The following is a 26604-nucleotide window of genomic DNA, read 5'->3' as shown; positions in this document are numbered from 1 at the left end:
GCGCCCGGAATAGTAAATGAATGGAGGAAGCTGCTATGCGCAGAAAAGAATTTGCAATCGATGATGAGGAGAACAAGGTGGAATTGGAGACGTTTCTTGAAGAAATGAGCTTTGGGTTCCTTGGCACCATCGGGGCGGACGGGCTTCCATCCGTCACTCCCCTTAACTATGTCTACCACCAGGGAACAATCTATTTCCACGGAAGCCGGATCGGCGAGAAGATGAGCAATTTATCCGCAAGCGGGGCGGTTACGTTCGCGGTTGCCAAGGAATATGCAATAGTACCGTCCTACTTTTCCGATCCGCTGATGGCCTGCCCGGCAACAGCATACTTCAAATGCGTACGGCTGGACGGCCATGCGGTTATCGTTGACGATCCTCACGAAAAGGCGCGCGCGCTGGAGGCGCTAATGCGCAAGCTGCAGCCGGAAGGCGGCTACAAGCCAATCGACGCTGACGATCCCGATTACATCCCCCGGCTTAAAGGGGTGGCTGTCGTCCGCATAGACGTACAGCGGATGAGCGGTAAATTCAAGTTCGGACAGAACCTGAAGGAAGCGCCGAGAGCTGCAATTACCGACGGACTCGCTGAGCGAAATCTTCCGCAGGATGCCGAGACAATCGAGCTTATGCGCCGATACTGTCCGCATGCTATCGGCGATTAGCGAAAATATTTTCTAATCTCTCGAAAAAAGCTTCGCCTATCGACCAGGTCGACGGCGAAGCTTTTTAATTAAATCACCGAATTTCCGAAGGGCTTTTTCCCGTATACTGCTTGAACTGTCTGCTGAAGAAGAAAATATCCCTGTAACCGAGCGCATCCGCCACCTCAGTCACGTTCATGCCCGCATGCATAAGCAAATGCTGCGCCCGTTCGATCCGTGTGCGAATCATATAGGTCTGTACCGACGTTCCGATAATTTCCTTGAATTTAATCGAAAAATACCGCGGAGACAGCTGCGCACGCTGCGCCAAATCCTCGACACGATGGGCAATCCCCGGATTTTGCCGGATAAAATTGGCCACTTCGTGAATAGCTTCGGTCAGCTGATTGCTCGCCTTGCGCTCTACCGGACCCTCCCGGTCCTCCCGCAGCAGGTGAATGATCAGCTGTTTGAGTATGAGCTGCGCTTCAACCTCTGCCGCATAGGTCTTCACGAGGAACAGCCTCACATAGCGGGAGAGCAGGTGCTCGAAATCGACAGTCTCGTGAAGCCGCCTGTATGAGTCCGGAACAAGCTCCACCGTCTCGCTGACGTCGAAATGGATATAGGTGAGAACAAGCGGCTTCTGCGGATTGTGCGTGGCGCTTGTGAAATCCCCCGGCCTGAAGAGGAAGCAGCTTCCTTTGCCCACCGGAAAGGGCTTGCCGTTGAGCTCGACCTCACCTTCGCCGCTCCAGACGTAGAACAAGTCATAGTTGGCCATCGGTTTCTCGCGCTTCTGCCATTTCCACCCGGGCTCGCAGACGATCTTCGCAAAAGCCGTCAACAGTACGAACGAAGACGGCGCGCAATCCAGCATGAAACTTCCTCCTCAACGTAACAAAACTATGGCGAGGCAGCCGTCGCTAGCAGCCTCTATCGTTGTCATCATACACCAGCGGAAAATCGGTACGCAAGCGAGTGCAAGCGCATATACCTGCTCATCCCAGAAGCATACTCGAAAGTCTATGGCAGCAATCGGGTTTTAAACGGCCCGACATGTGAAATAATGTTGATAAAATTGCTTCTTTAATGGCCTTCGTATCCTAAAAAGTGATATAATATCACCTAAACGGTTTCCTTTAGAGCCCAAATCAGACGAATGAAATATTTGGAAGGATGAATGAGGTCCATGAACCCACTTGCCCAGCAGTTGAACGAGACGATTGAGCGGGAAAATGCAAATGTCTATGCCATGCTGTCATCACTCGGTAAAGCGATTTATTTTCCGAAGGAAGGCATTATAAGCCAATCGGCCGAAGCAAAAGCGAAGGCGAAGAAATTCAATGCCACGATCGGCATCGCCATCGAAGGCGGTCAACCGATGCATTTGAAAGTCATTCAAGAGACGTTGTCCTCGTACAATCCGAAGGACATTTATGAATATGCGCCACCGGCCGGCAAGCCGGAGCTCCGAACTGCCTGGAGAAGCAAGATGCTGAAGGAGAATCCTTCGCTTGAAGGCAAGCCGTTCGGCAATCCTGTCGTTACGAACGCACTGACACATGGCCTGAGCATCGTGGCCGATCTCTTCGCGGATGAGGGTGACGCGGTAGTTATCCCCAACAAGAACTGGGAGAACTATGAGCTGACTTTCGGCGTACGCCGCGGTGCGGTGATGGTCGAATATCCGCTTTATAACGAGAGCCAGCGTTTCAACAGTGCAGGACTGCGCGAGGCTCTTCTTGCCCAGAAGAACAAAGGCAAAGCGATCGTTGTGCTTAATTTCCCGAACAATCCGACCGGCTACACGCCAGGCATACAGGAAGGCGCGGAGATCGTGGCCGCGATCCGCGATGCCGCTGAAGCCGGCGTTAACGTCGTAGTTGTCACTGATGACGCATACTTCGGCCTCTTCTTCGAGGATTCCATGCATGAATCGCTGTTCGGCAAGCTTGCCGACCTGCACCCCCGCGTGCTCGCGGTCAAGGTTGACGGTGCGACCAAGGAAGAATATGTATGGGGGTTCCGTGTCGGCTTCATTACGTATGCCGGAAAATCCGAAGCGATGCTTACGGCTCTCGAGCAGAAAACGCTCGGCATAATCCGTGCAACAATTTCGAGCGGTCCGCATCCGTCGCAGACATTCGTGCTGCGCGCGCTGCAATCTCCGGAATTCGAAGCTCAGAAGGCGGAGAAATCCGCAATTATGAAAGGCCGCGCCAATCGCGTGAAGTCGCTGCTGGACAGCGGCCGTTATGGCGACATATGGTCGTACTACCCGTTCAATTCCGGGTATTTCATGTGCCTGAAGCTGAACAACGTCAGCGCCGAAACGGTGCGCAAGCAGCTGCTGGAGGAATACGAAGTCGGGACGATCGCACTTGGCGAGACCGATCTGCGCGTTGCCTTCTCGTGCATCGAGGAGCCGAACCTTGAAGAGCTGTTCGACACGATTCATAAAGCGGTGCAGGATGTTACAGTGACAAGCCAATAATGCAAGCCGCCTTCAGCGCCGGAAAACGAACTAATGTTTTCCGGCGCTGCATTTTTGTCAACTTATGCATGTGCAATAAGAGGGAACCGAAACTCTAAGGGGATAACAATCGATGCCGACTTAACAAACAGCTGATCTTCATTCTGATCAAGGGGTTCGGCTTTTGCGTCGCAGGTGAATATATCCGGGGTAAAATAAAATTGAACATTTGTCGTATCGTTACCCCCTATTTCAATCAGCAAACCTGTAAAATCGACATTTTCGCTGCTTATTACATCATATAAATGCAGTGTTTTTCCCTCGTGCTTACAGACAATGATTGCTTGGCTGCTCTCTGAGTAATACAGGCAGTCCCGGAACATGTTCAGTGCATGGAACATAAAAATACCCCGGTCGTTTTCAACTCCAAACCGTCTGGAAACAGTCCTCCGCGTTCGCAGCTTTCTTTCGATAAGACTCAAATCTTCCTCTTCCTCAATACTCAGTTTTCGTAGTAGGGAGTTACTTCCCATTCCCCTCGGCATGTCCTTGATATCCAGCGAGAACTGCGATTCGGCGGCTGTGTTAAAGCCAAATTTCGGATACAAATCAAGCACGCTCTTATTCGCGAATAAAAAGAAAAAATCGCAATCCTGTTCGTAATGCTCCAGCACGCGGTTCATCAAGCTTGCCGAAAGCCCTCTTCCCCTGCATTCCGGATGGGTCATCACGGTTCCGATTTGGATCGCACTCTTCTTCAAGCCGTTAACGACCAGCCCCATTTTACTTATCGAAACGTTGGCCACTATCTCATCTTCATACAGGAAAGAATGGCAAATGTAACGCTCGTCCCACAATCCTTTTCTGTACCACTCGTCAAATTGTATACCAAAAATCTGCAGCGCAAGTCGATTAAAACTATCCCTGTATCTCTCATTTGTTTTGTAATCATATACATATTTCATTTCCTCACCTCTTGAGCAGCCGGTAAAACGATACGTATGACCGCTCCCACCCCAGGATTCGCCGAGTCGGCGGCAATCGAACCGCCGTGGGCCTCAACGATCGCTTTGGTAATCGCCAGCCCGATCCCCGTACCGCCGTATTCTCCTTTATAGAACCGGTCGAAGATCCGTTCCTCTTCTCCAGGCGATAACCCCTTTCCATCGTCCTCGCATACGATTTCCAATTGTCCCGCTCTCGCAATAGCCTGCACAACTACTTTCGTCTTCGCATAACGGATCCCATTGCCGATTATATTGATGAGAGCTCTCTTCAGCTTCTCGCGGTCGAAAGCGCCTGCGGAATTTAGATCCCCCGTCACCATAATCGCAATCCCCTGCTGATCGGCCAATCCCCGAACACCGGCTGCCGCTTCACCGATTATTTCCCCGATCGCAGCGGGCTCCAAGCGCAGCGCATCCGGCTGATGGTCCACCCGGGTCAAATAGATCAACTCGTCAACGACCGTCTTGAGCCGCTGGCACTGTGCTATGATGACATCCAGGCTTTCCTCGGCCTCTCTCTCCCTGACGATACCGTCTTTAATCGCCTCTGCGTTTCCTTGAATGGCCATCAGCGGCGTTTTCAATTCATGGGACGCATTCTGCAAGAAGTCGGTCTGCATCTTATCGTTCGCCCTAAGCTTATCTGCCATCACGATAAACGATTCCGCCAGCTCTCCGATTTCGTCCCCGCTGTGAACGGCAATTTCCGGAAGCTCCTTACGCGGCGAGAATCTCCGCATACCCCCGGCCAAAGACTGAATCGGCCGCGCTATGCTTCTGCCCAGCAAAGCGCCCATGCCAAGCGCTATCGTTCCGCCAATTATACCGCTGACTAGCTGAGCTCTCCGAAGCAAACGATTCAGATCGTTTACATCCTTGATCTGGACCGCCAATAAAATGCGCCCAATGGTTGCGCCTTCCTCCGAACGAATTAATCGCCGTTCAATCAGGTAATCCGCGTTGCCCTGCTGGTCAAGCTTTTGAATCGACTGAACTTCGTCTGCGCCGACGTTAGTATACAGGATACGGTTCTCGTTATCAAAAACAATCACCTTCGAGTCAATCGCATGACCTAGAATTCTTAGTTGGTGCCGGTTGATGATACGCCGGGCTGCGCTTAGGTCAGAATCAGACTTTAGCCCTTTCAGCGATCTGGCGAAAGCTTCGGCATCGATCTTCATTTGCGACCTGGCTTCCTTCAGCATATACTGGCCGGACAAGACGTGAAACGAGAGCGCGGTAATCGCAAGCACCGTAATTATAAGGGCCAGATTGCCAAGCTGCAGCTTGGTGCCGATTCTCATATTAAGCGTCAAGGCGGTAGCCGTACCCCCAAACCGTTGTGATTTGAACCGCTGAATCATGCTCGGCCAGCTTCTTGCGGATCCGTTTGACCAAATCGTCGATTAACCGCTCGTCGCCGGTATAGTCGTAGCCCCAAACCTTCTGCAGGAGCTGATCCCGTGTAAAGGGCAAATTCCGGTGAGCGGCAAGAAATTCAAACAGCGCAAACTCTCTTGACGTGAGCTTGATTTCCTGGCCCTCTTTCTGCACAAGCCGCCTGTCCGGGTGCAGCTCAATGTCCTGAAGTTTGACAAGCGCCGAGGCGGAATAACCTTTATCCAGCCTTTTGAAAATATTTTTAATCCGGACCACCAGCTCCCGCGGGCTAAACGGCTTGGTCAGATAGTCGTCCGCTCCGAGCTCCAGTCCCAGCACCCGGTCCAGCTCTTCGCCTTTGGCACTGACGAAGATGATCGGAACATCGCTCGTTTTGCGAATCTGCTTGCATAATTCCATACCGCCTACCCCCGGCATCATAATATCAAGGACCAGCAGGTCCGGCTTCATACGGGTGATTTCCGCGAGTACGCTGCTGCCGTTGTCAAATAACGTGACCTTATCACCCTCGTTTTCGATATACTTTTTCAGAATATCCCTGATGCTTTTCTCGTCATCGACAACAAAAATATGCTTCACCGGCTCCACCCTCTGTGTTTTGTTCATAAGGGAATCCCTGTTCTTCCCTCAATCAGATAAGAAAAGTATAGCTCAAAATTGATGTTTTCTGTACGAAAAAAAGGACAGGCTGCCCTGTCCTTGCTTTCACATTCCGTATTAGCTTAGAGCGGTGATCATTTGGCCCAGCAGTTCGTTCTTCTGTCCAAGCTTGGCATTAAGCTGGCCATACTTTTCGATTGCGCTGTTAATATGACTTTTAGCTTGCTCGAACTTACCTTTTTTCTCGGCCTTGCGGAACGACTTCAGTTGGTTTTTTATGCTCTTATGCAGCGACTTTATCTCTGCGTTGATCGGCTTAATTTGTTTACGAAGCCCGGCAGCCTGTTTGATAGCGTCTTTGTTGCCATTTTCTTTAGCCGCAATGGTCAAATCAATCAAATTGTCCTGCTTATTAACGATTTGCGACTTGAGCCCAAGCTGATCTACCTTTAAATTATCGATTTGATGAAGCTGGGTCTGGAACTCCTTCATCGCTTCAAGCTTATTCTCATGCTTGGACACCACTCCGCTCCCGCTAGCTGCGGGGTTTGCCGGTGCATTGTCGGCATAAGCGCTGCCTACACCTGCGAACATCATGAGGCCGATCATAATCGCCGCAACCTTTAACCTCTTCTTCATTGTCCATTTCTCCTTCACTGATTGAAATTGTACTGCATAGTTCAGTGTAAGCGGAGTATGTAGGACAAACCGGACAAAATTGTGGAAAAAGTATGTGAAAATCTCACCGGGTGTACGGCGGCTGTCCATTCGAAGCGGCTAATCCTCTTCTAAAGCTTTCCGGTAGCTGCGCTTCAGCCGGCCCGGCCTTATCGCCAGCACATAGCAGGCGATAAGAGCGGCTGCGGCTGCCGCCGGGGCTGCTGCGCCCCGGCCCGGGAGCAGCAGCGCATGCGGCAGCCAGAGCGCGGCGCCGCAAATCAGCGAAGCGGCGCGGTCGATCCGGATCAGCGCCGCAAGACGCGAGCTGTCCGGCAGCGGATATACATGCCGCCACACGGAGTGACGGTGCGACTGCGCCAGCGAACCGAGCTGTATCCCGAGAAACCAGACGAACAGCAGGCATACGCCCGCAGCGCCCCAGCCCGACCACAATGCGGAATACGCCGAAAGCCAGCCCGCGATAATGCCGAAGACGGTCAACCGAAGCAGAATACCGCCAAGCTCCGTCCTAATCAGCGTGTACGCATACAAATAAACAAATGCGTTCGGTTTGCCATAACGGATTCGCGCAGCCAGCCAAGACGCGTACCTGCGAGGAGCCACCTGAGAACTCTCCGCCGGCACATCGATGAAGGCGCTGAAGAATACCGAGTATCTCCGCCGCGTCCGCGCTTCTTCTGCGATTAGCGTCAGCCACGGCAGCGGATAACGCTGCAGGCGTCTGTAGAGCAGCGCCAACAACCCGGCAGCCGCGATAAGGTATAGTGCCGCCCGCCATGGCGCTGTTTGCAGCAGCGCGGCGATTCCAACGGCAGTGACCGCCCATCGCAGCATGCGGACGCCGCGCCGCATTCCGCGCCATGCAAGCTGCCTCTCCCGCCAGGCAGCGGCGCTGTTAAGCAGCTTGAGCAGAACTGCCGCAGCAAGAAGCAGCGGCGCGGCCAACTGCCCTGGGCCATGCAGATACAGCGGAATGAAAATCAAACACACGACTGCCGCCGCAATCACACCCGCGATGCCGTTATAGAGAAACGACCGTCGCAGATACGCATTCATTTCCGCCTCTCGGGGCACAAGAAAGACGACGTCAGCCTCACGCAGCCATGTCCTTAGCGGGCTCCAGCAGACGACCGGCGTCAGCGCAGCTGTGCCGGTAAGCGTAAAAGGAAATGCCGCAGGCATATGCTGCAGCAGCCATATATATCCCGCCGCGCCTGCGAGCAGCAGCATGATTGTTACGCCGGGAACGCCGCTCTGAGCCATATAACGGAGGTAGGGCATCGATTCCCGCCAGAAGGCGCCGGCCCGCGAGCTCCAGAGCGACCTAACCGACCGGTCCATTTGATCCCCCATCCGTTACAAGCCGGTAGAAAGCCTCCTCAAGTGAGCCGCTCCCGCTCCGCAGACCTGCAGCCGCACATACATCCTCCAGCGTACCCTGCGCGATTATGACTCCTTGATGCAGGACGATGAAACGATGGCAGTATGATTCCACTGTGGAGAGAATATGCGAGCTCATGAATACGGCCGAACCCTCCTTTGTAACCTCCACCAGCTTATCCAGCAGCGAACGGATCCCAAGCGGATCAAGACCGAGAAACGGTTCATCGATAACATACAGCGCAGGCCTGGCCAGGAGCGCGTTCATGATCATTACCTTCTGCCGCATTCCCTTGGACAAGTGCGCCGCGAACGAACCGCGTTTGCCCGTCATATAGAACTCCTCCATCAACCGTGCGCTTCTCTCTTCATAGCTCGGCTCCTCAACCCCATAGGCCATACCGGTCAGCCGCAGATGCTCCTCAACCGTGAGCTCGTCGAAGAGCAGCGGCGTTTCCGGCACATAGGCCAGAGCGCCGCGATACTGCTCCGGATGCTGCTCCAGTGTCAAGCCTTGTATTCGGACCTCGCCTTGATGCGGCTGCATCAGCCCGAGAATATGTTTGATCGCAGTGCTTTTTCCTGCGCCGTTAAGTCCGATCAAGCCAACCATTTCGCCGGCGCGAACCTCGAAAGACAAGCCGTGGAGCACAGGCTTGCGCGGACTGTAGCCGCCTGTCAATTGAACAACTTCAAGTACCTGTTCCATCACAATTCACCTCATGAGAACCATTATACCGGAAATTGGGAGGCAAACGAAAACCCCCTGCCGGCTCACGCCGTAGGGGGGGAATTTTCTATCCTATGTAGATGCAGCAGCTTTAACTTTCTTTATACTGACTTGCAGGGAAGTTCAACATAAAATATTGTTCCTTTTCTTAGTTCGCTTTCAACGTGGACATGACCGCCATGTTCATGGATCGTAGTAAACACCTGCGTCAGACCCATTCCGGTACCGTCGGTCTTGGTGGAGAAGAAAGGAGTTCCAAGAATTCTTATTTGCTCTTTCGGAATGCCCATGCCCGTATCGTGAATCTTGACGTGAATTCTGCCGTTCTTGTAGAAATGTTCGACTATGATTTCACCTTTTCCCTCGATTGCTTCGACCGCGTTCTTAATGAGATTGAAAAAAGCCTTTAAAATCAAGTTCTTCTTTCCTACAACTTCCCGGTCGCTGTCCCGGAATATCTTGGTCACCGTCACGTTGTAAAGCTTTTCCTGGAAAAGAAAAATTAACGAATCAAGCTCAGAGCATAGATTGATCGATACGTTCGCTTCATTGTCGAAATCCGGTTTAGCTACCTGAAGTAAATTGTTTAAGGTCTTAATGGCGTTATCCAATTCATCGACGATGATCGGAAAGTAAGAATGGTTCAATTCCTTCTGCAGCAATTGGAAGAACCCCTTCACCGTAGTTAACGGGTTTCTCACCTCATGCGCTATGCCGGCTGCCATCTGACCGATCGATGATAATTTCTCCAGGTTATAAATTCTGCTCTCCGTATTTTTTCGTATCGTAATGTCACGAACCCTGATTTGAGCGAGAGTCTGATGGTCTACAATGTAGGGGGCCGCCATCACTTCAACATCAATCATCTCACCGTCGGATTTGATCATTTTTTGCTCCATCAGCTCGGTCACTTCCCCTCTGCCGACTCTTTCGAGCCGTTCGCGGAAGATATCGTGGAAAACAGGATGTAAAAAACGATCGAATTCTACGCCGATAATCTGATCGGGATATTTTAGGCCAAGCAGGTCAAATGCGGCCTGGTTGACATAAATCACCTTGCAATCTTGAAGTACGAAAATGGTATCGAGCGAGTATTTTACTAATTGGGAAAAATCCAACTCCGAATTACCGAAACTTTTCAATGGTTTCCACTCCCGATTCGCCCTTTCTAGCAACTTCCTCCGCTTTAATTCAACTTCCAGTATAAGCAGGAAATCCCGATCGGTATCACCTTCAATGCTTTTAAGGTAAATGTCAAGTATCTCATCGTCGCTGACTTTCTGGAGCATAGATTAATCACCGTACTTTGTTTACTACCGGCATCTCCACGCATTGTTCTATCTTCCTGCACAGCTGCCGATGATGGGATGGGATAGGATAAGCTCGATCAAACCGTTGTGAGAAGTTTCTCCTATAAAATACAAGTTTAGCATAATCCGGTTCGATTTCCTCAATCCATTATTTTCATATCGGCAGACCCTATAATTCGCTCAATGAAATTTATGTCCTGCTCGGCTTATGCTTGAATGAAATCTGTCCGGTCCTTTTTACTCATCTGTTTGTATCACGGATAACCCTCTATGATACACGTTTCTATAAGGTTATCATAGATCTATCTTTTTATAAAGTTCGTTCTAAAGTTCGACTCTATCGGCCTGCCTTCCTTCTTTTTTTATGTTAAAATATAGATTCAGCCAAAAGTAAACTGAAACTTTTTCCCAGAGACTGCGTCTCTATAATTGAAGAAAATTAAGAGGAGATTGATTGAAAAATGAATACTGACATCCAGACGTCGACACAAAGCGACTATGAGCCGCGACCGCGAAAAAACAGGTCGTCCGTCCCCTTGTTCCTTGCCGTTTGGGTACTACTGATTGCCGCAGGCCTGCTGGGCACGATTTGGTATACGGGCAAGATCAAGCAGAAGCTGACAGTCGAGATCGGGCACCAAACCGCGCAGCAAATCGCAGCGATGCAAACCGATTACGAAGCGCAGCTAAAAAAACTGGAGACGAATTTCTCGAGTGAAATATCGAAGGTTCAGGGTAAAGTGGACGCGCTTAACGAGCTGCTGGAATTCTCCAAGGATAACGCGAGCAGCAAGACTGACAACAGCAATAAGCTGTATACCCAAATAAGCGATGTACAGAAGAAGCTGAACGAGCTGCAAAAAGACCTGGATGTGCTCAAATGATGATCACGGTCAAACAGGTCAACCGTTTATGTATGCTAACCTGTGCTCCTTTTATCGGTCTGATGATTTACTTGTTGGTATCGAACATGACTTTCACGCTGCCTCAAGAAGCTTTTCCGGCAAAAACCGTAAGCCTTCCGGTTATTCCTGCCGCGACGAAGAATCTGCTTACGGGGCTTGATCATGCAAAACATACGGCTATTGGCACAGCCAAGTCCATCAAACGGACGGTCGAGCTTTATCATGCAACGAACGAGACAATGAGTGCGATAGTAAGGACTGCTTCCGCTCAGGCGGACAGGCCGGAAAAAATATATGATGCCAGAATTACCCGGAAAATCGGGACCCCTCTTCAAAGCATACAGTCCGATAACTTGCGGGCGCAGCTGTTCGCCGTTCATGCAGAGAACTTCAGCGGCTATGCGCTTAAAGTCAAGCTGAAGACCGACAACGCAATGAAGATGGTGCTGGGCAAAGATAAATTCGGCGGCGCTGAGACGACGCTTGCCGCCGTGAAGCGTTACAATGCCATTGCCGGCGTTAACGCCGGCGGCTTCTCGGACGACCGGGGAAAGCGGTACCCGCTCAGCACAACTGTAATAGACGGCAAATATTTGAGCGGCTTCGAGCCGACCTATAAGGACCTGTTCTTTGTCGGACTCAATGAGAGCATGAAGCTGATCGGCGGCAAATATCAGGATAGAGCTCAGCTGGACAGTCAAAAACCGAAATTCGGCGCATCCTTCGTCCCGGTACTGCTTAAAAACGGCGTAACGCAGCCCATTCCGGCCAAATGGCAGTCAAGTCCGCTGCGAGCTCCAAGAACGGTAATTGCAAACTACAAGGACAATCAACTGCTGTTTCTCGTCATCGACGGGTATAACGAAAGCGGCAGCTCGGGAGCGACGCTGGAGGAGATGCAAATACTGCTCTCCAGATTCGGCGCTGTGGACGGCTATAACCTGGACGGAGGGGGATCTTCCTCGCTCATCTTTAACGGCCGTGTCATTAACCATCCGTCGGATGGCGCTCTTCGGGCACTGGCGACGAACTTTTTGTTTTTTAAATAGACCGTAATATAAACCCTATAGAACAGCAAAAACGCCGACCGGCTCTCGGTTGGCGTTTTTGTGTTTTTATATATCGATCTCAATTTCCATACCGCAAAACGCGGTCTCAATATCGCCTTTGTAGACTTCACCGAATTCCGAGGCAAGCCGGTCCACAAAGCCGAAATGCGGCAAATGCGTCAAAACGGCCTTTTTCACGCCCGCTTCCTTCGCCAGCTGTCCAGCCTCGACACTGTTCATATGGCCGTACTTTCTCGCATCCTTGATGCTTTTGTAGAAAGACGTTTCCACGATTAACACATCCGCATCCGCACAGTGTGGAATAAGCGACTCGTGAAAATACGTATCCGCCGTGTAGACAATCTTTCGTTTCCCGAACTGTATTATCAAACCCAGGCAATATGCCTCGTGGAACGTCTTGAAAAAAGTGAAATCCAGGCTGCCGTCCCGCATCGTTTCACCGTCACCAATTCTGCGGATTTCGGACCCCGGCATCGATTTATGGGTTAAGTCGACGTCCAGCTCGGCAGCATAATAAATCGGAAGTGTTTGACTCCGATTGCCCAAATCCATATCGATTAAACTTGCATACTGAAGGCAACCGAGGTCGGCTGTATGATCGTGATGCTTATGTGAAATGTATACGCCGTCCAGCTCGTCAAGCCGCTTATACCTCTGCACCTGCGCAAGCACGCCGCTGCCGCAATCGATGAGTAAGCAGCGGCCCTCATGCTCAAGCAAATACCCCGCCGTAGCTTCGCCTGCTTTCGGATATGCGCCCCATGGACCAAGAACCGTTATATTCATTGATTGTCCGCCCCCAATTCGTAAAGTAACGCCAGAGCGTAAGCGCCCGGTACCATGTAATGGCTCGCCAGCTCGTGCTTGCCCGATCTGAAGAACATTCGGACAAGCGAGCTGTTCGTCTGCATATGCTGCGTGTAAGGAGACATGTACACCGTTTCGGCATCTGTCGTGTTTCGGATATATTGTTCCAGCTGAAGCTCATACTCCAAATCCGTCGCATTGCGAATCCCCCGGATAACGGCGCTTATTCCGTTCGCATTAATGTAATCCGCAACAATTCCTTCAAACGGGGAAATAACGGTTCGTTCGGTTAATTGCTCCGGAATGGACCGTCTGACCAAATCCGTACGCTGCTCCAGCGAGAACAAATGCTGCTTTTCGCGGTTATTCGCCACTACGATGTGAATCGTATCAAACAGTTTGAAAGCACGTTCAATAACCGAAACGTGACCGAGCGTGATCGGATCGAAGCTTCCCGCATAAACGGCCTTCATAGGAGTTCCACCTCTCGCTCGTTTTCCTTAAATTGTAGCACATCCCGGCTGATAGAGGAGATTTTGAATAATTAATTTCATGCTGTAACTGTATAGCGGAGAATTTGTTATACTGTGGACATCTTTCACAATGGGAGGTTGGCGAAATGACCGTCAAGCCACAGCTTGTCCTGGATGCCGGCGGTGTGCTGGTTACGAATTTAAGTCCTCTATTCTGGCGGGAGCTTGCCGGGCAGGCGGAAGTCCCCTATGACCGGTTGTATGCGAATTACAGGCGGGAGATAAGTGAGTCATTATGGACCGGAGAAATAGCGGAGGAGGAATTCTGGAGCTGGCTGAGCAAGCAATTGCCTTCAGCGGACCCCGGCCAAGCGCGCCGGTTGCTGGCCATGAATTTAAAGCCTTTGCCCGCTTTAGACAAGCTTAACGAATGGTGCCGGGACATCGATATCCATCTGTTGAGCAATCATCGGATCGAATGGCTTTCTCCGATTATAGATTCTATACGGCCCTGCTTAAAGAGCGTGACCGTCTCCAGCACGGTCGGCTGCTCCAAACCGCATCCGGCTATATATGAATGTGCTGTCTCCAATCTCGCTTCAACCCGAAACGTCCTGTTCGTTGACGATCAGGCGAAAAACTTTGAACAGGCCTCTATTCTAGGTTGGAACACATTGCTTGCGGATCCGCAAGGAGACTGGACCGAGAAGGTGTTTTCCCTCTTATTCGGGACGGCTTCGGACTAACTAAGCAGCTTGATTCCGGTTCCAACGGTTATAGAAAGCGCACGGCGGTGCCGCTGACCTCCGCCGTGCGCGCTTTGCCATCACATCACCGGCATTGTAGGCCGATATGACGCTGATACCGTTCGGGCGAAGGATTTTACGGGCGTTCTCCATCGCGGCGATCCGCTCCTGATCGGCCCATATATCGCCCCGCCGACCGAGTTGATGCGGTCCTGACCGCTTAGCGATTCAAAGCCGATGCTAATGCCTTCGTTTTTCTTCAGCTTGCCAGTCGAGGATTGGTTCAGCAACATGACTGTATTTTCCGGAACGAAGGCTAATCCTTCCGTATTAAAGCCGTTCAAAGCGCCGACGCTGGAAAATAAGATTTATGTCACGTACACGTTCAGCGAGGGCGACAATTTCCAGTACAACCAGCACCGGATGCGGAATATTTGGGATGACCCGAACCGCGGAAAGGTACCGATCAACTGGACTTCGAGTCCGTTGCTTTACGACGGCGCTCCCGCCATTTTGAATTATTACCAATCGGGCGCAACGGAGAACGACCTGCTCATCGCCGGGCCTTCGGGCGCCGGGTATTTCTACCCGAATGCTTGGCCGGACAATACGTTCCCTGATTTCCTGAAGCGGTCTTACTCCTATTTGAGAAAGACCGGAATAACGATTCCTTACGTGCTAAACCGAATCGACGGTCAGAACGTTCCGCTGAGCGAACTGAGGTCTGCCGCCTATCGGGATGAATATGATGCCCCCGGACTGTTCCTCAGCTGGGAGAACCGGTATGGCGTGGAATTGATGAACGGAGACCTCCCCGTGTCGACAATCCAGGGTATCAGCACCGCACAAGACGGCAAGAACATCTTGGCGGAGGCCAAAGCGAACTGGGACGGGAATTCACCGATGTTCGTCTCAATTGGACTGCTTGCCTGGAGCATGACACCCTCGGATGTCGTGGCCATTACCGAATCGCTCGGACCGGAGTTTAAAGCCGTTCTGGCGGATCAATATTTCTCCCTCATCCGCGAAGCGAACAGACTTCCTCTGAAGCCGTAATACTAGCCTCTTCCAGGGAGTGCAGCGCAATGCCGATACCGATAGTGAAACCTGTTTTGACCCTTCATCGTAATACGCTAAGTACGGTATTCATTATCCGAAAATTGGAGGGGTTACAATGTTTAACCGGTTATTAGCAAGCATTGGAATCGGAGCTGCGCAAATCGATACGCTTTTGGAGAAAACCCGGTACGCTCCGGGGGAAACTATCAACGGCGTCGTCCGGATCAAGGGCGGCAGTGTGGAGCAGCGAATCGAAGCGATCTCTTTGTCTGTCATGACGGAATATTTGAAGGAATCGGGCGACAATAAATATTATAAGCATGGCGAAGTCGCACGATTTCATGTAAGCGCTCCGTTCATGCTGCAGTCAGGCGAGAACCGTGAGGTTCCATTCAGTTTCGTTCTGCCGGAGAACACTCCGCTCTCGATCGGCAGAACGCCGGTCTGGGTAAAAACGGAACTGGATATCCGCGGAGGCGTTGACCCCGGTGACAACGACCGGATCGAGGTAGTCCCTACACCTCAGATTAGGACGGTATTTGAAGCGCTTGAGCTTCTTGACTTTCGGCTCCGCAAAGCCGACTGCGAGCATTCCTACAAGCACGGCGGACAGCTGCCGTTTGTCCAGGAGTTTGAGTTCGCGCCGGGCGGGCAGTTTCGCGGACGCTTGGATGAACTGGAGGTTATGTTCTTAGGCGGCAGCGATGGAGGACTGGAGCTGCTGCTGCAGATCGACCGCCGGGCACGGGGGCTTTCCAGCTTTCTCTCCGAGGCGCTCGACATGGATGAATCGTTCGTGCGCATTCGGCTGTCGGGCCGGGAGCTTGAGGCCGGTCCGCAGGGTGTCGCGAAGCTGCTTGCGGACACCATCGCACGCTATTGCTGATAATTTAATAAGCCTCCCCGTCAGGGGAGGCTTATCTTATGATTATCGGGTTTTTCGCATGCTTAACTCAGCCTTACAGATTGATCACTCTGCCGGTTTCCTGCGATTCGAAAGCGGCCAGAATTACGGCCAGCGACTTTCTGCCTTCTTCTCCTGAAATAGAAGGAGGCGTGTTCGTGATCAGACTGTTGATAAATGCGTCTACGACACCGCTTGTCTCCTGTTTATCGTTGGTAGAGATTGCGCCGACATTATATCGTTCAACCGATCCGTTCGTCAGCTCTACTATGATTTGATCATGAGGATCAGTGCCGATCTTCATGACGCCCTTCTCGCACCAAAGTACGGTACTGTTATCCTCGCCCTTGTAATAAGTCCAGCTTGCCACAAGCGTGCCGATCGCGCCGCTTCTCATCCGGAGAAGACAGGTAGCGTTATCGTCCACTTCCGTGCCTTTCTTATCCAATGTGCCGATAAAACCGGTTACTTGGGCGACTTCATCGTCAAGCAAATAACGGATCAAATCGGATTTGTGCACGCCCAAATCGCCCATCGCACCCATAACCGCTTCTTCCTTGCGGAAAAACCAGCTTCCCGGTCCGTCTACGCTCCAATACTCGGGTCCAGGGTGGCCGAAGGACGTACGGAATGTCAGCACCCTGCCGAGATGGCCCTTCTGCAGCAGCTCTTTCGCCTTGACATGCGGCGGCATCAGCCGCTGGTTATGGCCCACCATCAGGAAGACGTTATTGCTGCGGGCGGCTTCGATCATAGCCTCCGCTTCCGCATCGGAGGCGGCCATCGGCTTCTCGACGAGCACATGCGCTCCGGCTTCTGCCGCTGCGATCGCAACCGGGGCATGCAGTGCATTCGGGGTGCATACACTTACCGCATCCGGTTTAATTTCACTCAGCATGTCCTCATAACTCGAATAAGCCTTCGCTCCGTATTTATTCGCATATTTCTGCGCGCGTTCCGTCACCGGATCGCAGAAAGCGACAAACTCCACGTTCGGATTAGCCGCATATTCCGGAATATGCCGTCTTTGAGCAATAGCTCCGCAGCCGACAACCGCAACCTTAATCTTGTCCATTATTCACATGACTCCTCTTTATTTTATAGGAAAATGATAGCCTGTTTAGGCTTTATAACCGTTGCTTTCCAGCCATTTCATACTCGTTCGAACGGATTCCAGCGGAGGATTCGCACAGGTGTCCTGTTCTACAATGAGCCAATCCACTTCCGCCTGCTTGGCCGATCCGATAATATCGTGAAGAGCCAAGTCTCCTTCTCCCAGTTCGACGGTATCGATTCGCGCCCCAGGCTCTCCATTGCGGAAATCCTTCAGGTGAAGCAGCGGCAGACGGCCCTTATATTTAGCGATGTAGGCAAGAGGGTCTTGCCCCGCATATTGTACCCAGCCGATGTCCATCTCCACTTTGAGCAAATCCGCATCAACGGAGCTGTACATGGAATCGAATACGAATTCGCCGTCAATCTTGTCCGCAAATTCAAAGTCGTGATTATGATACGCAAACTGAAGCCCTTCCTTCCGAAGCCGCTCCCCGAATCCTTCGAATTTCTTGAACAGCCCGCGCCAGAAGGCTTCCCCGCCGCTAAGCTGCTCGGCCGTCAAATACGGACAAATCACATAGCTTGCGCCGACCGTTTTCAGGTAGGCGATTTCCTCGTCCAGATTTTCCTCCAGACGCTGAAGGCTAACATGGCTGCCGAATGCCTCCAGTCCAAGCTCCTTCAACAAATCGCGCATCTCTTCAGCAGAAGCGTTACCATATCCGGCGAATTCCACCCCTTGATAGCCCATCGCAGCAATCTGGCGCAGTGTGCCGGGAAAATCTGCGGCTGTGTCATCGCGAACGGTATACAATTGCAATCCGATTTTCACTGTTAGCTGACATCCTTCCATTATTAGTTTACCTATCTGACTACAATTATAGTGGAAAAGCGTCGGTTTCGAGATGTAGAATATAATAATAACATGAACAATATTGCTATTAAAAATGAGGTCGACGCCATGTTCTCTGAAATTATGCACTGCAGCTATTCCTATCATTCCGAACCTTTTGAACTCGGGTATCCTGACGGACTTCATGCTTATGTATTCCGCCTACAAACAGAAGGCTCATGCGAAGCGCTGGTAGAAGGCAAAATGCAGCGTATCGAATCCGGCGATTTAATGCTGTTCAAGCCCGGCGATTCGTACCAGCTTAACATTTACGGACATAACACAGATCAGGATAACGGAGGCGCCGGAGTGTCCAGCGGGGATTATTTTGTCATCTGCCGGGGACTTTGGGTGGATGAGTGGTGGAACCGAAAGGAACGTCCCCGGAAGGCAAAGGTCGTTGCCGATGAGAGACTGCTGTCGACCTGGCGGGCACTAATACTGGAGAAACGCCGGTTTCTGGAAGAGGACAGGGAAATGGCCGATTATTTGCTGCGCGCTCTCTGTCTCGGACTTGACCGGGCGATGATCACCCAGTCCGCGCTGCAAGGAAAATCGTTCATCGCCACAAGAATGAAAAATTTCATCGACGAACGGGCTGGCGAACCTTTCCTCATTCGGGATATTGCCGGCCATGTCAAGCTGAGCGTGTCGCGTACGATTCACCTGTTTAAGGAATGCTTCGGCATGACGATTATTCAATATACTCACAATGTCCGTTTGTCCATGGCAATGGAACGAATGAAGTTCAGTACGATGACGCTGGAGCAGATCGCCGAAACATGCGGATTCGGCAGCTACTCTTATTTCTACCGGGTATTCCGGCAAAAACACGGCATTTCTCCTGCCGAATATCGCGTGACGAAGCTTTAATATAATCAAGGTACACAAATACGATCGAAACACACTCAGTTGGCACATACGCTAAAGCCGAGGTAGAGGTTATTGAAGAGAGCCGCTTTCTATATAAAGTAATGAACATTTTGTTGAACAGGAAAAACAGGAGGTGCTATTTTGAGCAAAATGCTTCTTCTATGTGTTTTTTTATCATCCATCCTTTCTGCTTGTTCTCAAGACGATAACGAATTTGAATCCGAAACGTTGTATCATTACAGTGGAGAGATGCTTAGTCTGGTAGACCAAAGTAAAAGCGATTATTCAAAGGAACTAGGAATTCTTTATACTTTAATGCTTCTTGATTTTCGTCCTCAAGAACCTGTCTTTGAAAAATTTATAGATTCTTATAGTGGTTCTTCAGAAAGAAACGGTCATATTGTAATCACAGAAAGAACAAAAATATATATCCCAAAAGATACAAATTTAAAAACCTTAATTTCAGCTTCTGAATTGGGCAAACATGTAAAACCGACTGGAGCAGGGGACTATCCTAAACTGGAATTTTGGGTAACACCTTATAAAGAATCAGATTATGAAGTTGAAGCAGTAGAAATTAATTTGTTATTATAGCAATAAGTTGCTGAAAATAACGTTATAGGCTTCTTACAGGTCTTCTTTGCGGTATGTAACACGATGACCTTCGCAGGATCTATGAAAAAAGGAGCGGCGTCTGTGAACGCGCTCCAGTTTCGCAATTATTTGAGGTTATTTTTTTTAACGACGGAAATTCCAATCGTCCGTACTGTATTTTTGCTCCAGGAGCCGCTGAGCAAGTCCTTGCTCATAACCGGTCATTTCATCTTCGGCAAGCTCTGCGTCAAGCCCTTCGGCAAACCCGTCACGAAACGCTTCTTCAGCATCTTTTATCGTAATTGGCGGCTTCCCCTTCTCCGCCAGACAAGTGTTTATGGCGGCGGCTTTCTCCTTGAAGGATTGCTTCATCCGGTCCTTCGCCCTGACGCTGGAAAAGCGCAGCAAATCGAACAGCAGATCGGTGTCAACATCGAGAAGAACGGAACCATGCTGCAAAATGACGCCTTTGGAGCGCATTTGCGCGCTTCCGGCAATTTTGCGGCCCTCTACGACGAGCTCGTAACGGGAGGGGGAGTCGAAGCAGGCGGAGGAAACATCGGCGGGAATGCCTGCCGAATCACCATCGGTCTTTGCAAGTCCGACCATGACCGCATCCAGTCCCAGTTTGCGGAAACCGTGCAAAAGCCCGGAGCTCAGCACACGGTAAGCCTCCGTTACACTCTTCGGGACGCCGGGATAGGACTCTGAAACGATGATGCTGTACGTAAGCTCTTGATCATGCAGCACCGCCCGTCCGCCGGTCGCCCGCCGCACAAAGCCTACGCCGCGCCCGCGCACCATTTGCAGATCAACCTCGCGCTCCGCCCGTTGAAAGTAGCCGATCGAGAGTGTCGGCGGATTCCACCCGTAGAACCGGACTGTCGGGGGCGTTCCGCCCTCGCTGTGGGCGATGAGCATCGCTTCGTCGATAGCCATATTTTCAGCCGGAGGACGGCTGCCGGTATGTATGTATCTCCACTGCATTGCTCGTCCGCCCTTCCGCTGCATTCCGACTCACCATACTCTTCATTTCCATTCAACTAAACACTCTTAATCGGCGATCGCGCGGTAGCCCTCTGCGGTCAGCAGCTTCTTAAGCGCATCGTCAACGCTGCCTTCCACAGCCACCTCGACGATCCAGCCCCCATCGTACGGTTCACTGTTGATCAGCTCCGGTAAATCCACCAACGTTTCATTCACTTTCGTTACCGTACCGGGAACTGGACAGTACAGCTCCGAGACGGTCTTGACCGATTCAATCGTCCCCATGCTGTCTCCTGCCGCGACCTTCGTTCCGGGTTCCGGAAATTCGACGAATACGATGTCGCCGAGCTGGCTTTGCGCATAATCGGTAATGCCGATCCGTACTGTGTTACCTTCAATCGATTGCACCCATTCGTGCTCGTCGCTGTATGCCAGCCCATCTCTAACTTCACTCATCGTTTACGCCTCTTTTCCAAAGTATTGTGCGGTATGAATAAGTATAACAAAAAGGACAGAGAGAAGGCGATGCCGCCTTTTCTCCGCCCTGTAAACCTCAAGCGTACGCTCACTGTCGGAACCGGCAAGCCCTTCACCTTCAGTGACCTTCACGCTCTACGGAGCTTCATCGAATGGTGGTACCGCTTCCTGTTCCTGTATCTCCCAAAGCATAAATCAACCGTCTCGGCAATGTCAATATAGCTGACAGAAAACATAAAGAATTAAAAAATAACCGCTGAAATCTTGAATTTGGTCCGTTCGATCAATTGACACCTAGACTTCGAAAGCATGGCAAGCTGCAGACAAATCCGCATATTTGCAAATGATATTGGAAGCGCCGTATGCGCAGGGTTATCTGACGTCGTGAATGGGCCGTTGTATTCAACTATGTCTCTTTTTGCTGAACAGTAATTCCTCAGTTTGGGCGGTGTCAGACCCGTTCGAGAGGGCGAAATGGTTCCGCTGGCAGGCTAACGCGGATTGGGTCCCCGGCTCGGACTTCTCCCCCAGTTAACACTATACCCATTACTCCAGCCTTTCGGACCAGGTTTCCGTATTGATCGTGGTCCAAAACTGCACTCAATAGCCCTGTCTGGAAATTATCTATTTGTACACAAGGATTGCGCAGTCCCGTAATTTCAATTACTGCTATCTTACCGATATAAAGCTTTGTTCCTGTTGGCAGTCCGAGCAAATTTATCCCTCGCGTTGTAATGTTTTCACCTAACTGCCCAAACTCGACGTGAAAACCTGCATCACGTAGTTCGTCGAATAACTCCGAGTGAAGTAAGTGAACCTGGCGAAGGTTCGGTTGATTCGGATTTTGTGCTACGCGTGAACGATGCTTTACGCTCTTTCCCATGTGTGCATCGGCTTCCACTCCTAGACCAGCGAGGAGCCTAATAGCCTCGAAAGTCTGTTTACTAAAGCTATGCGTTGCATTGCGGCTAACTGACAGAACTTCTCCGATCTGGGATTCAAGATTCTTTCTCATTCATAACTCACCCTCTCCCATGATTATACCTATAATCATAAAACGTCCGTTCCTGGATATCAAAAATCAACTCATCGTTTAACATAGCCAAAAATATAGGTTGACACATTTCGACGAGAAACGTTTATAATGATGCTATATAGAGGTTAATTACGACAACTGAATAAGCGGATGATGGTACAGGGAGAGATTACCGCATTACAGGTAACGCCGAAGGAGTAAGCCTATTCAGGTGAATCTCTCAGGCAAAAGGACCTATGCCGGACGCATCTCTGGAGAGAATCCTAAAGTTAAGGATCACCCAAGGTGAAACTCACACAAAGATGACACAGATAGTCATCCGGATATTTTGTGAGGTAACTCTCAGGTACAAAGGACAGAGCGGAAGGGCGGTTATGCGCGCATATGTGCGGGCATATCGATTCCTTTTGCCTGTCTTTTTTCATATCCAGAAAACGAGGTGAAGAGATGAACAGCCTGAAGCGCACGCCGCTTTTCCCGTTCTATGCCGATTACCCTGCCGCACGCTGCATCGACTTTGGCGGATGGGAGCTCCCCGTCCAGTTTTACGGCATTCAACGGGAGCATGATGCCGTACGCGGCCAAGCCGGATTGTTTGACGTATCGCATATGGGTGAATTTATCGTAACCGGCCAGTCCGCCGAAGCCTTCCTGCAGCAAATGACGACCAACGATGTGACACGTTTGTCTCCGGGCCAAGCCCAGTACACGCTGATGTGTTATCCCGAGGGCGGCGCGGTCGACGACCTGCTCGTTTATAAGCTGGCTGCAGACCGGTTCATGCTCGTGGTTAACGCATCCAATATTGATAAAGATCTGGCCTGGCTGCGCGGCCATGCAGCAGGCGGCGTTCAAATCGAGAATAAATCGGACGAGACTGCGCTTCTCGCACTCCAGGGCCCGCTGGCCGAAGCTGTCCTATCCCGTGTCACCGGTGCACCCGTGCAGTCGCTGTCATCTTTCCATTTTAAGGATAATATTATTATTTGCGGTGTTCCCGCACTCGTATCCCGTACCGGCTACACCGGCGAAGACGGTTTTGAAATTTATGCCGAGGCCGGCAAGGCCGGGCTCATATGGACAGGTCTGCTGGATGCGGGCAGGTCGGACGGTCTCATCCCGGCCGGGCTCGGGGCCCGCGATACGCTCCGCTTCGAAGCCAAGCTGCCTCTGTACGGACAGGAGCTCTCTCCTGATATTACTCCGCTTGAGGCGGGCCTTGGCTTCTTCGTCAAGCTGGACAAGGGTGATTTCATCGGCCGCGATGTGCTCGCCGCGCAGAAGCAGGCAGGTGTGACGCGTAAGCTTGTCGGCCTTGAGCTGGTCGATCGCGGCATTCCGCGGCCGCATTATTCCGTCTATGCCGACGGCTCCCTTATCGGCGAGGTCACGACCGGAACGCAGTCCCCGACGCTGAAGCGCAGCCTGGGACTTGCTCTGATCGATGCTGCATACAGCGCTCTTGATACGGAAGTGTACGTGGAAATACGCGGCAAAATGCTAAAGGCGCGTATCGTCAAAGCCCCTTTTTACAAAAACTCACCTTCAACCGGTAAAGGAGCGAAAACGTAATGAAGCATCGATATTTGCCGATGACGGAGCAGGATCAAGCCGAAATGCTGAGCACAATCGGCGTGGACTCCGTCGAGCAGCTTTTTTCCGACATCCCGGATGAGGTCCGCTATGATGGCGTCATGGAAATCTCGGATGCGATGAGCGAGCCGGCCTTGCTTAAGCATATGCGGTCGCTATCGGACCGCAACGCCGATTTTGACCGGTACACGAGCTTTCTAGGGGCGGGAATTTATGATCATCATATCCCTGTCGTTATCAACCACATCATCTCGCGTTCCGAATTTTATACCGCATATACTCCCTATCAGCCTGAAATCAGCCAAGGCGAGCTTCAGGCGATTTTCGAATTTCAATCGTATATATGCGAATTGACCGGCATGGCGGTAGCCAATGCAAGCATGTACGACGGCGCCACCGCACTGGCGGAAGCGGCTGCCCTCGCAAGCGGCGCAACCAAGCGCAAACAAATAATCGTCTCCCGCAGCGTACATCCGGAGGCCCGGGAGATTCTGCTTACATCGGCACGCGGCTTAAATCTCGATGTGATCGAGGTCGGCTGCACGAACGGCGTTACTGATATCGGGAGGCTGGAAGCGGCTATATCGGAAGAAACCGCGGCGGTAGTGCTCCAAAGCCCGAATTTCTTCGGCTGCATTGAGGATGTCCGGGCCATCGAGCCCTTGGTCCATTCGAAGAAAGGCCTTCTCGTGCTGAGCACCAATCCGCTGTCGCTCGGGCTGCTTGAATCTCCCGGCGTGCTGGGCGCGGACGTAGTCGTCGGCGATGCGCAGCCGCTCGGCATCCCCGCTTCGCTCGGCGGACCGACATGCGGCTTCTTCGCCGTATCGGAGCCGCTTATGCGCCGCATTCCGGGACGAATCGTAGGGCAGACGGTCGATCGGGACGGCAAGCGCGGCTTTGTTCTGACGCTTCAGGCGCGTGAGCAGCATATCCGGCGGGAGAAGGCGACCTCGAATATTTGCTCCAATCAGGCGCTGCTTGCGCTTTGCGCTTCCGTCTATATGTCGACAATGGGTAAACAAGGAATGCATGACGTGGCACTTCTCAATGTGCGCAAAACGCACTACGCCGCCGGACAGATGAGCAGCCCGGACGCCGCACACCCGGGGCTGACAACGCCGTTCCAGGCCCCGTTCTTCAACGAATTCGTAGTTAGGCTGCCGGAATCCGCGGATGTTCAAGCCGTGAACGCCAAGCTGCTCCGGGCCGGTTATATCGGGGGCTATGATCTCGGGGCCGCTTACCCTGAGCTGCAGGGACACATGCTGATCGCCGTCACGGAACGAAGAACGAAGGATGAAATCGATTCATTCATCCGCGAACTGGAGGAGGCCTGTATATGAAACCCGAGAAAGCGTTAATTTTCGAAATGAGCAAACCAGGCCGGGTCGCCTACTCTTTGCCCGAATGCGACGTACCGGAGACCGACCCGTCCGAGTTAATCCCAGCGTCTTTGCTGCGCAGCCGTCCGGCTGAGCTTCCTGAAGTGTACGAGGTCGATGTCATCCGCCATTACACGGAATTATCGCGCCGTAACTTCGGGGTCGACAACGGCTTCTACCCGCTCGGATCCTGCACGATGAAATACAATCCGAAGATCAACGAAGACACCGCCAGGTTTCCGGGGTTTGCCAAGATTCACCCGTATCAGCCCGAGGAAAGCATTCAGGGCGCTCTCGAGCTGCTATTTACGCTCCAGAATGATCTGGCTTCCCTGACGGGCATGGACATGGTCTCGCTGCAGCCCGCCGCAGGAGCGCATGGCGAATGGACCGGCCTAATGCTGATTCGCGCCTATCACGAGAGCCGCGGCGAGACCCGCACCAAAGTGATCGTCCCCGATTCGTCGCACGGGACGAACCCGGCCAGCGCAACAGTCGCCGGCTTTGAAACGATTACGATAAAGTCCAATTTGCAGGGCATGGTCGATCTGGATGCGCTGCGCGCGGCTGTCGGCAACGATACTGCAGCATTGATGCTGACGAATCCGAGCACCCTGGGCCTGTTTGAAAAGGATATTCGGGAAATCGCCCAAATCGTGCACGAGGCAGGAGGGCTGCTGTATTATGACGGCGCCAACTCCAACGCAATTATGGGAATTGCAAGGCCAGGCGATATGGGCTTCGACGTGGTCCATTTAAATCTCCACAAAACGATGAGCACGCCCCATGGAGGAGGCGGACCGGGTGCGGGACCTGTCGGGGTGAAAAGCAGGCTCATTCCGTTTCTGCCGAAACCTGTTGTCGGCAAGAAAGCGGACGGGACGTTCTTCTGGGACTATGACCGCCCGCAATCGATAGGCAGGGTCAAAGCCTATTACGGCAATTTCGGTATTCTCGTGCGGGCTTATACCTATATACGGACCTACGGGCCGGAGGGACTGCGCCGGGTATCGGAGTGTGCGGTGCTGAACGCCAACTATATGATGCACCGGCTCGCGCCTTACTATGAAGTTCCGTATCCGGGCGTATGCAAGCACGAATTCGTGCTGTCAGGCCGAAAGCTGAAGCAGTATGGCGTACGCACACTGGATGTGGCCAAGCGGCTGCTCGATTTCGGTTACCATCCGCCGACCATTTATTTTCCGCTCAATGTCGAGGAAGCCATCATGATCGAACCGACGGAGACGGAAAGCAAGGAAACGCTCGACGCCTTCATCGATACGATGATTCAAATCGCCCGGGAAGCCGAATCGAGCCCGGAACTCGTTGTTAACGCCCCATACGATACGGTCGTCAAGCGGCTCGACGAAACCACGGCCGCCCGCAAGCCCGTACTTAACTGTACTTGCGGGTAAGCAGCCGAAACAGCCGATCAAGATCTTGTCATTAAATGCGATGTTATAAAATATATATGGTATCGGGAGACGTAAAACGGAAGTATGAGAGAGGAGAACCGGC

29 protein-coding genes and 1 riboswitch are annotated in these 26604 nt (G+C 51.8%); of the genes, 12 read left to right on the top strand and 17 right to left on the bottom strand.

What is annotated here, in order from left to right:
* Nucleotides 1-35 precede the first annotated feature (35 nt).
* Nucleotides 36-665: a pyridoxamine 5'-phosphate oxidase family protein gene (locus tag KZ483_RS08730; RefSeq protein WP_220352264.1), complete on the top strand. Its 630-nt coding sequence runs from the start codon at nucleotides 36-38 to the stop codon at nucleotides 663-665.
* A gap of 73 nt (nucleotides 666-738) precedes the next feature.
* Here the strand turns inward: KZ483_RS08730 and KZ483_RS08725 are convergent, their stop codons facing one another.
* Nucleotides 739-1524: a helix-turn-helix domain-containing protein gene (locus KZ483_RS08725; protein ID WP_220352263.1), complete on the bottom strand. Its 786-nt coding sequence runs from the start codon at nucleotides 1522-1524 to the stop codon at nucleotides 739-741.
* A 312-nt stretch (nucleotides 1525-1836) separates the two neighbouring features.
* Between KZ483_RS08725 and KZ483_RS08720 the strand changes: the two genes are divergently transcribed.
* Complete coding sequence (locus KZ483_RS08720) at nucleotides 1837-3141, top strand: aminotransferase class I/II-fold pyridoxal phosphate-dependent enzyme (RefSeq protein ID WP_220352262.1); 1305 nt, start codon at nucleotides 1837-1839, stop codon at nucleotides 3139-3141.
* A 62-nt stretch (nucleotides 3142-3203) separates the two neighbouring features.
* Here KZ483_RS08720 and KZ483_RS08715 read toward each other — a convergent pair whose 3' ends face one another.
* The 7 genes from KZ483_RS08715 to KZ483_RS08685 all read right to left on the bottom strand — a co-directional run bounded on the left by KZ483_RS08715 (nucleotide 3204) and on the right by KZ483_RS08685 (nucleotide 10061).
* Nucleotides 3204-4085, bottom strand: coding sequence for a GNAT family N-acetyltransferase (locus tag KZ483_RS08715; protein WP_220352261.1), 882 nt, complete (start codon nucleotides 4083-4085; stop codon nucleotides 3204-3206).
* On the bottom strand, nucleotides 4082-5431 hold the full coding sequence (locus KZ483_RS08710; protein ID WP_220352260.1) for a sensor histidine kinase: 1350 nt from the start codon (nucleotides 5429-5431) through the stop codon (nucleotides 4082-4084). Before KZ483_RS08710 ends, KZ483_RS08715 begins: the two co-directional genes overlap by 4 nt.
* Nucleotide 5432: 1 nt before the next feature.
* Nucleotides 5433-6134, bottom strand: a complete 702-nt coding sequence (locus KZ483_RS08705) for a response regulator transcription factor (RefSeq protein ID WP_220352259.1) — start codon at nucleotides 6132-6134, stop codon at nucleotides 5433-5435.
* A 111-nt stretch (nucleotides 6135-6245) separates the two neighbouring features.
* On the bottom strand, nucleotides 6246-6767 hold the full coding sequence (locus KZ483_RS08700; protein WP_220352258.1) for a hypothetical protein: 522 nt from the start codon (nucleotides 6765-6767) through the stop codon (nucleotides 6246-6248).
* A 138-nt stretch (nucleotides 6768-6905) separates the two neighbouring features.
* Nucleotides 6906-8150 carry an ABC transporter permease gene (locus tag KZ483_RS08695; protein WP_220352257.1) on the bottom strand — a complete coding sequence of 415 codons (1245 nt, stop codon included), beginning with the start codon at nucleotides 8148-8150 and terminating at the stop codon, nucleotides 6906-6908.
* Nucleotides 8134-8898, bottom strand: coding sequence for an ABC transporter ATP-binding protein (locus KZ483_RS08690; RefSeq protein WP_220353340.1), 765 nt, complete (start codon nucleotides 8896-8898; stop codon nucleotides 8134-8136). Before KZ483_RS08690 ends, KZ483_RS08695 begins: the two co-directional genes overlap by 17 nt.
* Nucleotides 8899-9020: 122 nt before the next feature.
* Entirely contained in the window at nucleotides 9021-10061 is a 1041-nt protein-coding gene (locus KZ483_RS08685) for a two-component system sensor histidine kinase NtrB (RefSeq protein WP_258881598.1), read from the bottom strand.
* 629 nt (nucleotides 10062-10690) lie between these two features.
* Here KZ483_RS08685 and KZ483_RS08680 point away from each other — a divergent pair.
* Nucleotides 10691-11113, top strand: coding sequence for a hypothetical protein (locus tag KZ483_RS08680; protein WP_220352255.1), 423 nt, complete (start codon nucleotides 10691-10693; stop codon nucleotides 11111-11113).
* Nucleotides 11110-12183: a phosphodiester glycosidase family protein gene (locus tag KZ483_RS08675; protein WP_220352254.1), complete on the top strand. Its 1074-nt coding sequence runs from the start codon at nucleotides 11110-11112 to the stop codon at nucleotides 12181-12183. Before KZ483_RS08680 ends, KZ483_RS08675 begins: the two co-directional genes overlap by 4 nt.
* Nucleotides 12184-12249: 66 nt before the next feature.
* On the opposite strand, the gene KZ483_RS08670 is transcribed toward KZ483_RS08675, so the two are convergent.
* Nucleotides 12250-12990: an MBL fold metallo-hydrolase gene (locus tag KZ483_RS08670; protein WP_220352253.1), complete on the bottom strand. Its 741-nt coding sequence runs from the start codon at nucleotides 12988-12990 to the stop codon at nucleotides 12250-12252.
* The gene (coaD, locus tag KZ483_RS08665) at nucleotides 12987-13484 is read right to left on the bottom strand and encodes a pantetheine-phosphate adenylyltransferase (protein ID WP_220352252.1); all 498 of its coding nucleotides are present in this window, start codon (nucleotides 13482-13484) and stop codon (nucleotides 12987-12989) included. The genes KZ483_RS08670 and coaD overlap by 4 nt, the downstream gene beginning before the upstream one ends.
* 146 nt (nucleotides 13485-13630) lie before the next feature.
* Between coaD and KZ483_RS08660 the strand changes: the two genes are divergently transcribed.
* Nucleotides 13631-14230, top strand: coding sequence for an HAD family hydrolase (locus KZ483_RS08660; RefSeq protein WP_220352251.1), 600 nt, complete (start codon nucleotides 13631-13633; stop codon nucleotides 14228-14230).
* Between the two features lie 80 nt (nucleotides 14231-14310).
* Here the strand turns inward: KZ483_RS08660 and KZ483_RS08655 are convergent, their stop codons facing one another.
* Nucleotides 14311-14523 (bottom strand): hypothetical protein, encoded by a 213-nt coding sequence (locus tag KZ483_RS08655; RefSeq protein ID WP_258881597.1) that lies wholly within the window; start codon nucleotides 14521-14523, stop codon nucleotides 14311-14313.
* Between KZ483_RS08655 and KZ483_RS08650 the strand changes: the two genes are divergently transcribed.
* Both KZ483_RS08650 and KZ483_RS08645 read left to right on the top strand, forming a co-directional pair.
* Nucleotides 14522-15286, top strand: coding sequence for a hypothetical protein (locus KZ483_RS08650; protein ID WP_258881596.1), 765 nt, complete (start codon nucleotides 14522-14524; stop codon nucleotides 15284-15286). The genes KZ483_RS08655 and KZ483_RS08650 overlap by 2 nt on opposite strands.
* Nucleotides 15287-15404: 118 nt before the next feature.
* Nucleotides 15405-16175 (top strand): sporulation protein, encoded by a 771-nt coding sequence (locus tag KZ483_RS08645; RefSeq protein ID WP_220352249.1) that lies wholly within the window; start codon nucleotides 15405-15407, stop codon nucleotides 16173-16175.
* Nucleotides 16176-16248: 73 nt separating this feature from the next.
* Here KZ483_RS08645 and KZ483_RS08640 read toward each other — a convergent pair whose 3' ends face one another.
* The gene (locus KZ483_RS08640; protein WP_220352248.1) at nucleotides 16249-17268 is read right to left on the bottom strand and encodes a Gfo/Idh/MocA family protein; all 1020 of its coding nucleotides are present in this window, start codon (nucleotides 17266-17268) and stop codon (nucleotides 16249-16251) included.
* Between the two features lie 45 nt (nucleotides 17269-17313).
* On the bottom strand, nucleotides 17314-18102 hold the full coding sequence (locus KZ483_RS08635) for a sugar phosphate isomerase/epimerase family protein (RefSeq protein WP_220352247.1): 789 nt from the start codon (nucleotides 18100-18102) through the stop codon (nucleotides 17314-17316).
* 72 nt (nucleotides 18103-18174) lie between these two features.
* On the opposite strand from KZ483_RS08635, the gene KZ483_RS08630 reads away from it, so the two are divergent.
* Together KZ483_RS08630 and KZ483_RS08625 are read left to right on the top strand one after the other, a co-directional pair.
* Nucleotides 18175-19014, top strand: coding sequence for a helix-turn-helix transcriptional regulator (locus KZ483_RS08630; protein WP_258881594.1), 840 nt, complete (start codon nucleotides 18175-18177; stop codon nucleotides 19012-19014).
* 141 nt (nucleotides 19015-19155) lie between these two features.
* Nucleotides 19156-19608, top strand: a complete 453-nt coding sequence (locus KZ483_RS08625) for a hypothetical protein (protein WP_220352246.1) — start codon at nucleotides 19156-19158, stop codon at nucleotides 19606-19608.
* A 144-nt stretch (nucleotides 19609-19752) separates the two neighbouring features.
* On the opposite strand, the gene KZ483_RS08620 is transcribed toward KZ483_RS08625, so the two are convergent.
* The 4 genes from KZ483_RS08620 to KZ483_RS08605 form a co-directional block, all read right to left on the bottom strand.
* Nucleotides 19753-20595 (bottom strand): lipoate--protein ligase family protein, encoded by an 843-nt coding sequence (locus KZ483_RS08620; RefSeq protein WP_309568654.1) that lies wholly within the window; start codon nucleotides 20593-20595, stop codon nucleotides 19753-19755.
* Nucleotides 20596-20661: 66 nt separating this feature from the next.
* The gene (gene gcvH / locus KZ483_RS08615) at nucleotides 20662-21051 is read right to left on the bottom strand and encodes a glycine cleavage system protein GcvH (protein WP_220352244.1); all 390 of its coding nucleotides are present in this window, start codon (nucleotides 21049-21051) and stop codon (nucleotides 20662-20664) included.
* Nucleotides 21052-21054: 3 nt separating this feature from the next.
* Complete coding sequence (locus KZ483_RS08610; RefSeq protein ID WP_220352243.1) at nucleotides 21055-21204, bottom strand: hypothetical protein; 150 nt, start codon at nucleotides 21202-21204, stop codon at nucleotides 21055-21057.
* A gap of 319 nt (nucleotides 21205-21523) precedes the next feature.
* Complete coding sequence (locus tag KZ483_RS08605) at nucleotides 21524-22087, bottom strand: MOSC domain-containing protein (RefSeq protein WP_220352242.1); 564 nt, start codon at nucleotides 22085-22087, stop codon at nucleotides 21524-21526.
* Nucleotides 22088-22258: 171 nt separating this feature from the next.
* Nucleotides 22259-22354, top strand: a riboswitch (glycine riboswitch).
* A 201-nt stretch (nucleotides 22355-22555) separates the two neighbouring features.
* Between KZ483_RS08605 and gcvT the strand changes: the two genes are divergently transcribed.
* From gcvT to gcvPB, 3 genes are read left to right on the top strand one after another with little or no spacing between them, the layout of a single operon-like run.
* A complete protein-coding gene (gcvT, locus tag KZ483_RS08600; RefSeq protein ID WP_220352241.1) occupies nucleotides 22556-23680 on the top strand; it encodes a glycine cleavage system aminomethyltransferase GcvT in 1125 nt (374 codons plus the stop codon).
* Entirely contained in the window at nucleotides 23680-25047 is a 1368-nt protein-coding gene (gene gcvPA / locus KZ483_RS08595; protein ID WP_220352240.1) for an aminomethyl-transferring glycine dehydrogenase subunit GcvPA, read from the top strand. The genes gcvT and gcvPA overlap by 1 nt, the downstream gene beginning before the upstream one ends.
* Nucleotides 25044-26501 (top strand): aminomethyl-transferring glycine dehydrogenase subunit GcvPB, encoded by a 1458-nt coding sequence (gcvPB, locus tag KZ483_RS08590; protein ID WP_220352239.1) that lies wholly within the window; start codon nucleotides 25044-25046, stop codon nucleotides 26499-26501. Before gcvPA ends, gcvPB begins: the two co-directional genes overlap by 4 nt.
* The last annotated feature ends 103 nt before the right edge of the window (nucleotides 26502-26604 follow it).

It is taken from the genome of Paenibacillus sp. sptzw28, assembly GCF_019550795.1.
In the GTDB taxonomy this organism is placed as follows: domain Bacteria; phylum Bacillota; class Bacilli; order Paenibacillales; family Paenibacillaceae; genus Paenibacillus_Z.
Note: the sequence above shows the minus strand (reverse complement) of the source record. Positions and strands in the feature narration are given on the sequence as shown.

Bases quoted from the DNA above. Each gene is read 5' to 3' on its own strand.
- KZ483_RS08730 (WP_220352264.1), top strand. From the start codon at position 36: ATGCGCAGAAAAGAATTTGCAATCGATGATGAGGAGAACAAGGTGGAA.
- KZ483_RS08725 (WP_220352263.1), bottom strand. From the start codon at position 1,524: ATGCTGGATTGCGCGCCGTCTTCGTTCGTACTGTTGACGGCTTTTGCG.
- KZ483_RS08720 (WP_220352262.1), top strand. From the start codon at position 1,837: ATGAACCCACTTGCCCAGCAGTTGAACGAGACGATTGAGCGGGAAAAT.
- KZ483_RS08715 (WP_220352261.1), bottom strand. From the start codon at position 4,085: ATGAAATATGTATATGATTACAAAACAAATGAGAGATACAGGGATAGT.
- KZ483_RS08710 (WP_220352260.1), bottom strand. From the start codon at position 5,431: ATGAGAATCGGCACCAAGCTGCAGCTTGGCAATCTGGCCCTTATAATT.
- KZ483_RS08705 (WP_220352259.1), bottom strand. From the start codon at position 6,134: ATGAACAAAACACAGAGGGTGGAGCCGGTGAAGCATATTTTTGTTGTC.
- KZ483_RS08700 (WP_220352258.1), bottom strand. From the start codon at position 6,767: ATGAAGAAGAGGTTAAAGGTTGCGGCGATTATGATCGGCCTCATGATG.
- KZ483_RS08695 (WP_220352257.1), bottom strand. From the start codon at position 8,150: ATGGACCGGTCGGTTAGGTCGCTCTGGAGCTCGCGGGCCGGCGCCTTC.
- KZ483_RS08690 (WP_220353340.1), bottom strand. From the start codon at position 8,898: ATGGAACAGGTACTTGAAGTTGTTCAATTGACAGGCGGCTACAGTCCG.
- KZ483_RS08680 (WP_220352255.1), top strand. From the start codon at position 10,691: ATGAATACTGACATCCAGACGTCGACACAAAGCGACTATGAGCCGCGA.
- KZ483_RS08675 (WP_220352254.1), top strand. From the start codon at position 11,110: ATGATGATCACGGTCAAACAGGTCAACCGTTTATGTATGCTAACCTGT.
- KZ483_RS08670 (WP_220352253.1), bottom strand. From the start codon at position 12,990: ATGAATATAACGGTTCTTGGTCCATGGGGCGCATATCCGAAAGCAGGC.
- coaD (WP_220352252.1), bottom strand. From the start codon at position 13,484: ATGAAGGCCGTTTATGCGGGAAGCTTCGATCCGATCACGCTCGGTCAC.
- KZ483_RS08660 (WP_220352251.1), top strand. From the start codon at position 13,631: ATGACCGTCAAGCCACAGCTTGTCCTGGATGCCGGCGGTGTGCTGGTT.
- KZ483_RS08650 (WP_258881596.1), top strand. From the start codon at position 14,522: ATGACTGTATTTTCCGGAACGAAGGCTAATCCTTCCGTATTAAAGCCG.
- KZ483_RS08655 (WP_258881597.1), bottom strand. From the start codon at position 14,523: ATGTTGCTGAACCAATCCTCGACTGGCAAGCTGAAGAAAAACGAAGGC.
- KZ483_RS08645 (WP_220352249.1), top strand. From the start codon at position 15,405: ATGTTTAACCGGTTATTAGCAAGCATTGGAATCGGAGCTGCGCAAATC.
- KZ483_RS08640 (WP_220352248.1), bottom strand. From the start codon at position 17,268: ATGGACAAGATTAAGGTTGCGGTTGTCGGCTGCGGAGCTATTGCTCAA.
- KZ483_RS08635 (WP_220352247.1), bottom strand. From the start codon at position 18,102: ATGGAAGGATGTCAGCTAACAGTGAAAATCGGATTGCAATTGTATACC.
- KZ483_RS08630 (WP_258881594.1), top strand. From the start codon at position 18,175: ATGAACAATATTGCTATTAAAAATGAGGTCGACGCCATGTTCTCTGAA.
- KZ483_RS08620 (WP_309568654.1), bottom strand. From the start codon at position 20,595: ATGCAGTGGAGATACATACATACCGGCAGCCGTCCTCCGGCTGAAAAT.
- gcvH (WP_220352244.1), bottom strand. From the start codon at position 21,051: ATGAGTGAAGTTAGAGATGGGCTGGCATACAGCGACGAGCACGAATGG.
- KZ483_RS08605 (WP_220352242.1), bottom strand. From the start codon at position 22,087: ATGAGAAAGAATCTTGAATCCCAGATCGGAGAAGTTCTGTCAGTTAGC.
- gcvT (WP_220352241.1), top strand. From the start codon at position 22,556: ATGAACAGCCTGAAGCGCACGCCGCTTTTCCCGTTCTATGCCGATTAC.
- gcvPA (WP_220352240.1), top strand. From the start codon at position 23,680: ATGAAGCATCGATATTTGCCGATGACGGAGCAGGATCAAGCCGAAATG.
- gcvPB (WP_220352239.1), top strand. From the start codon at position 25,044: ATGAAACCCGAGAAAGCGTTAATTTTCGAAATGAGCAAACCAGGCCGG.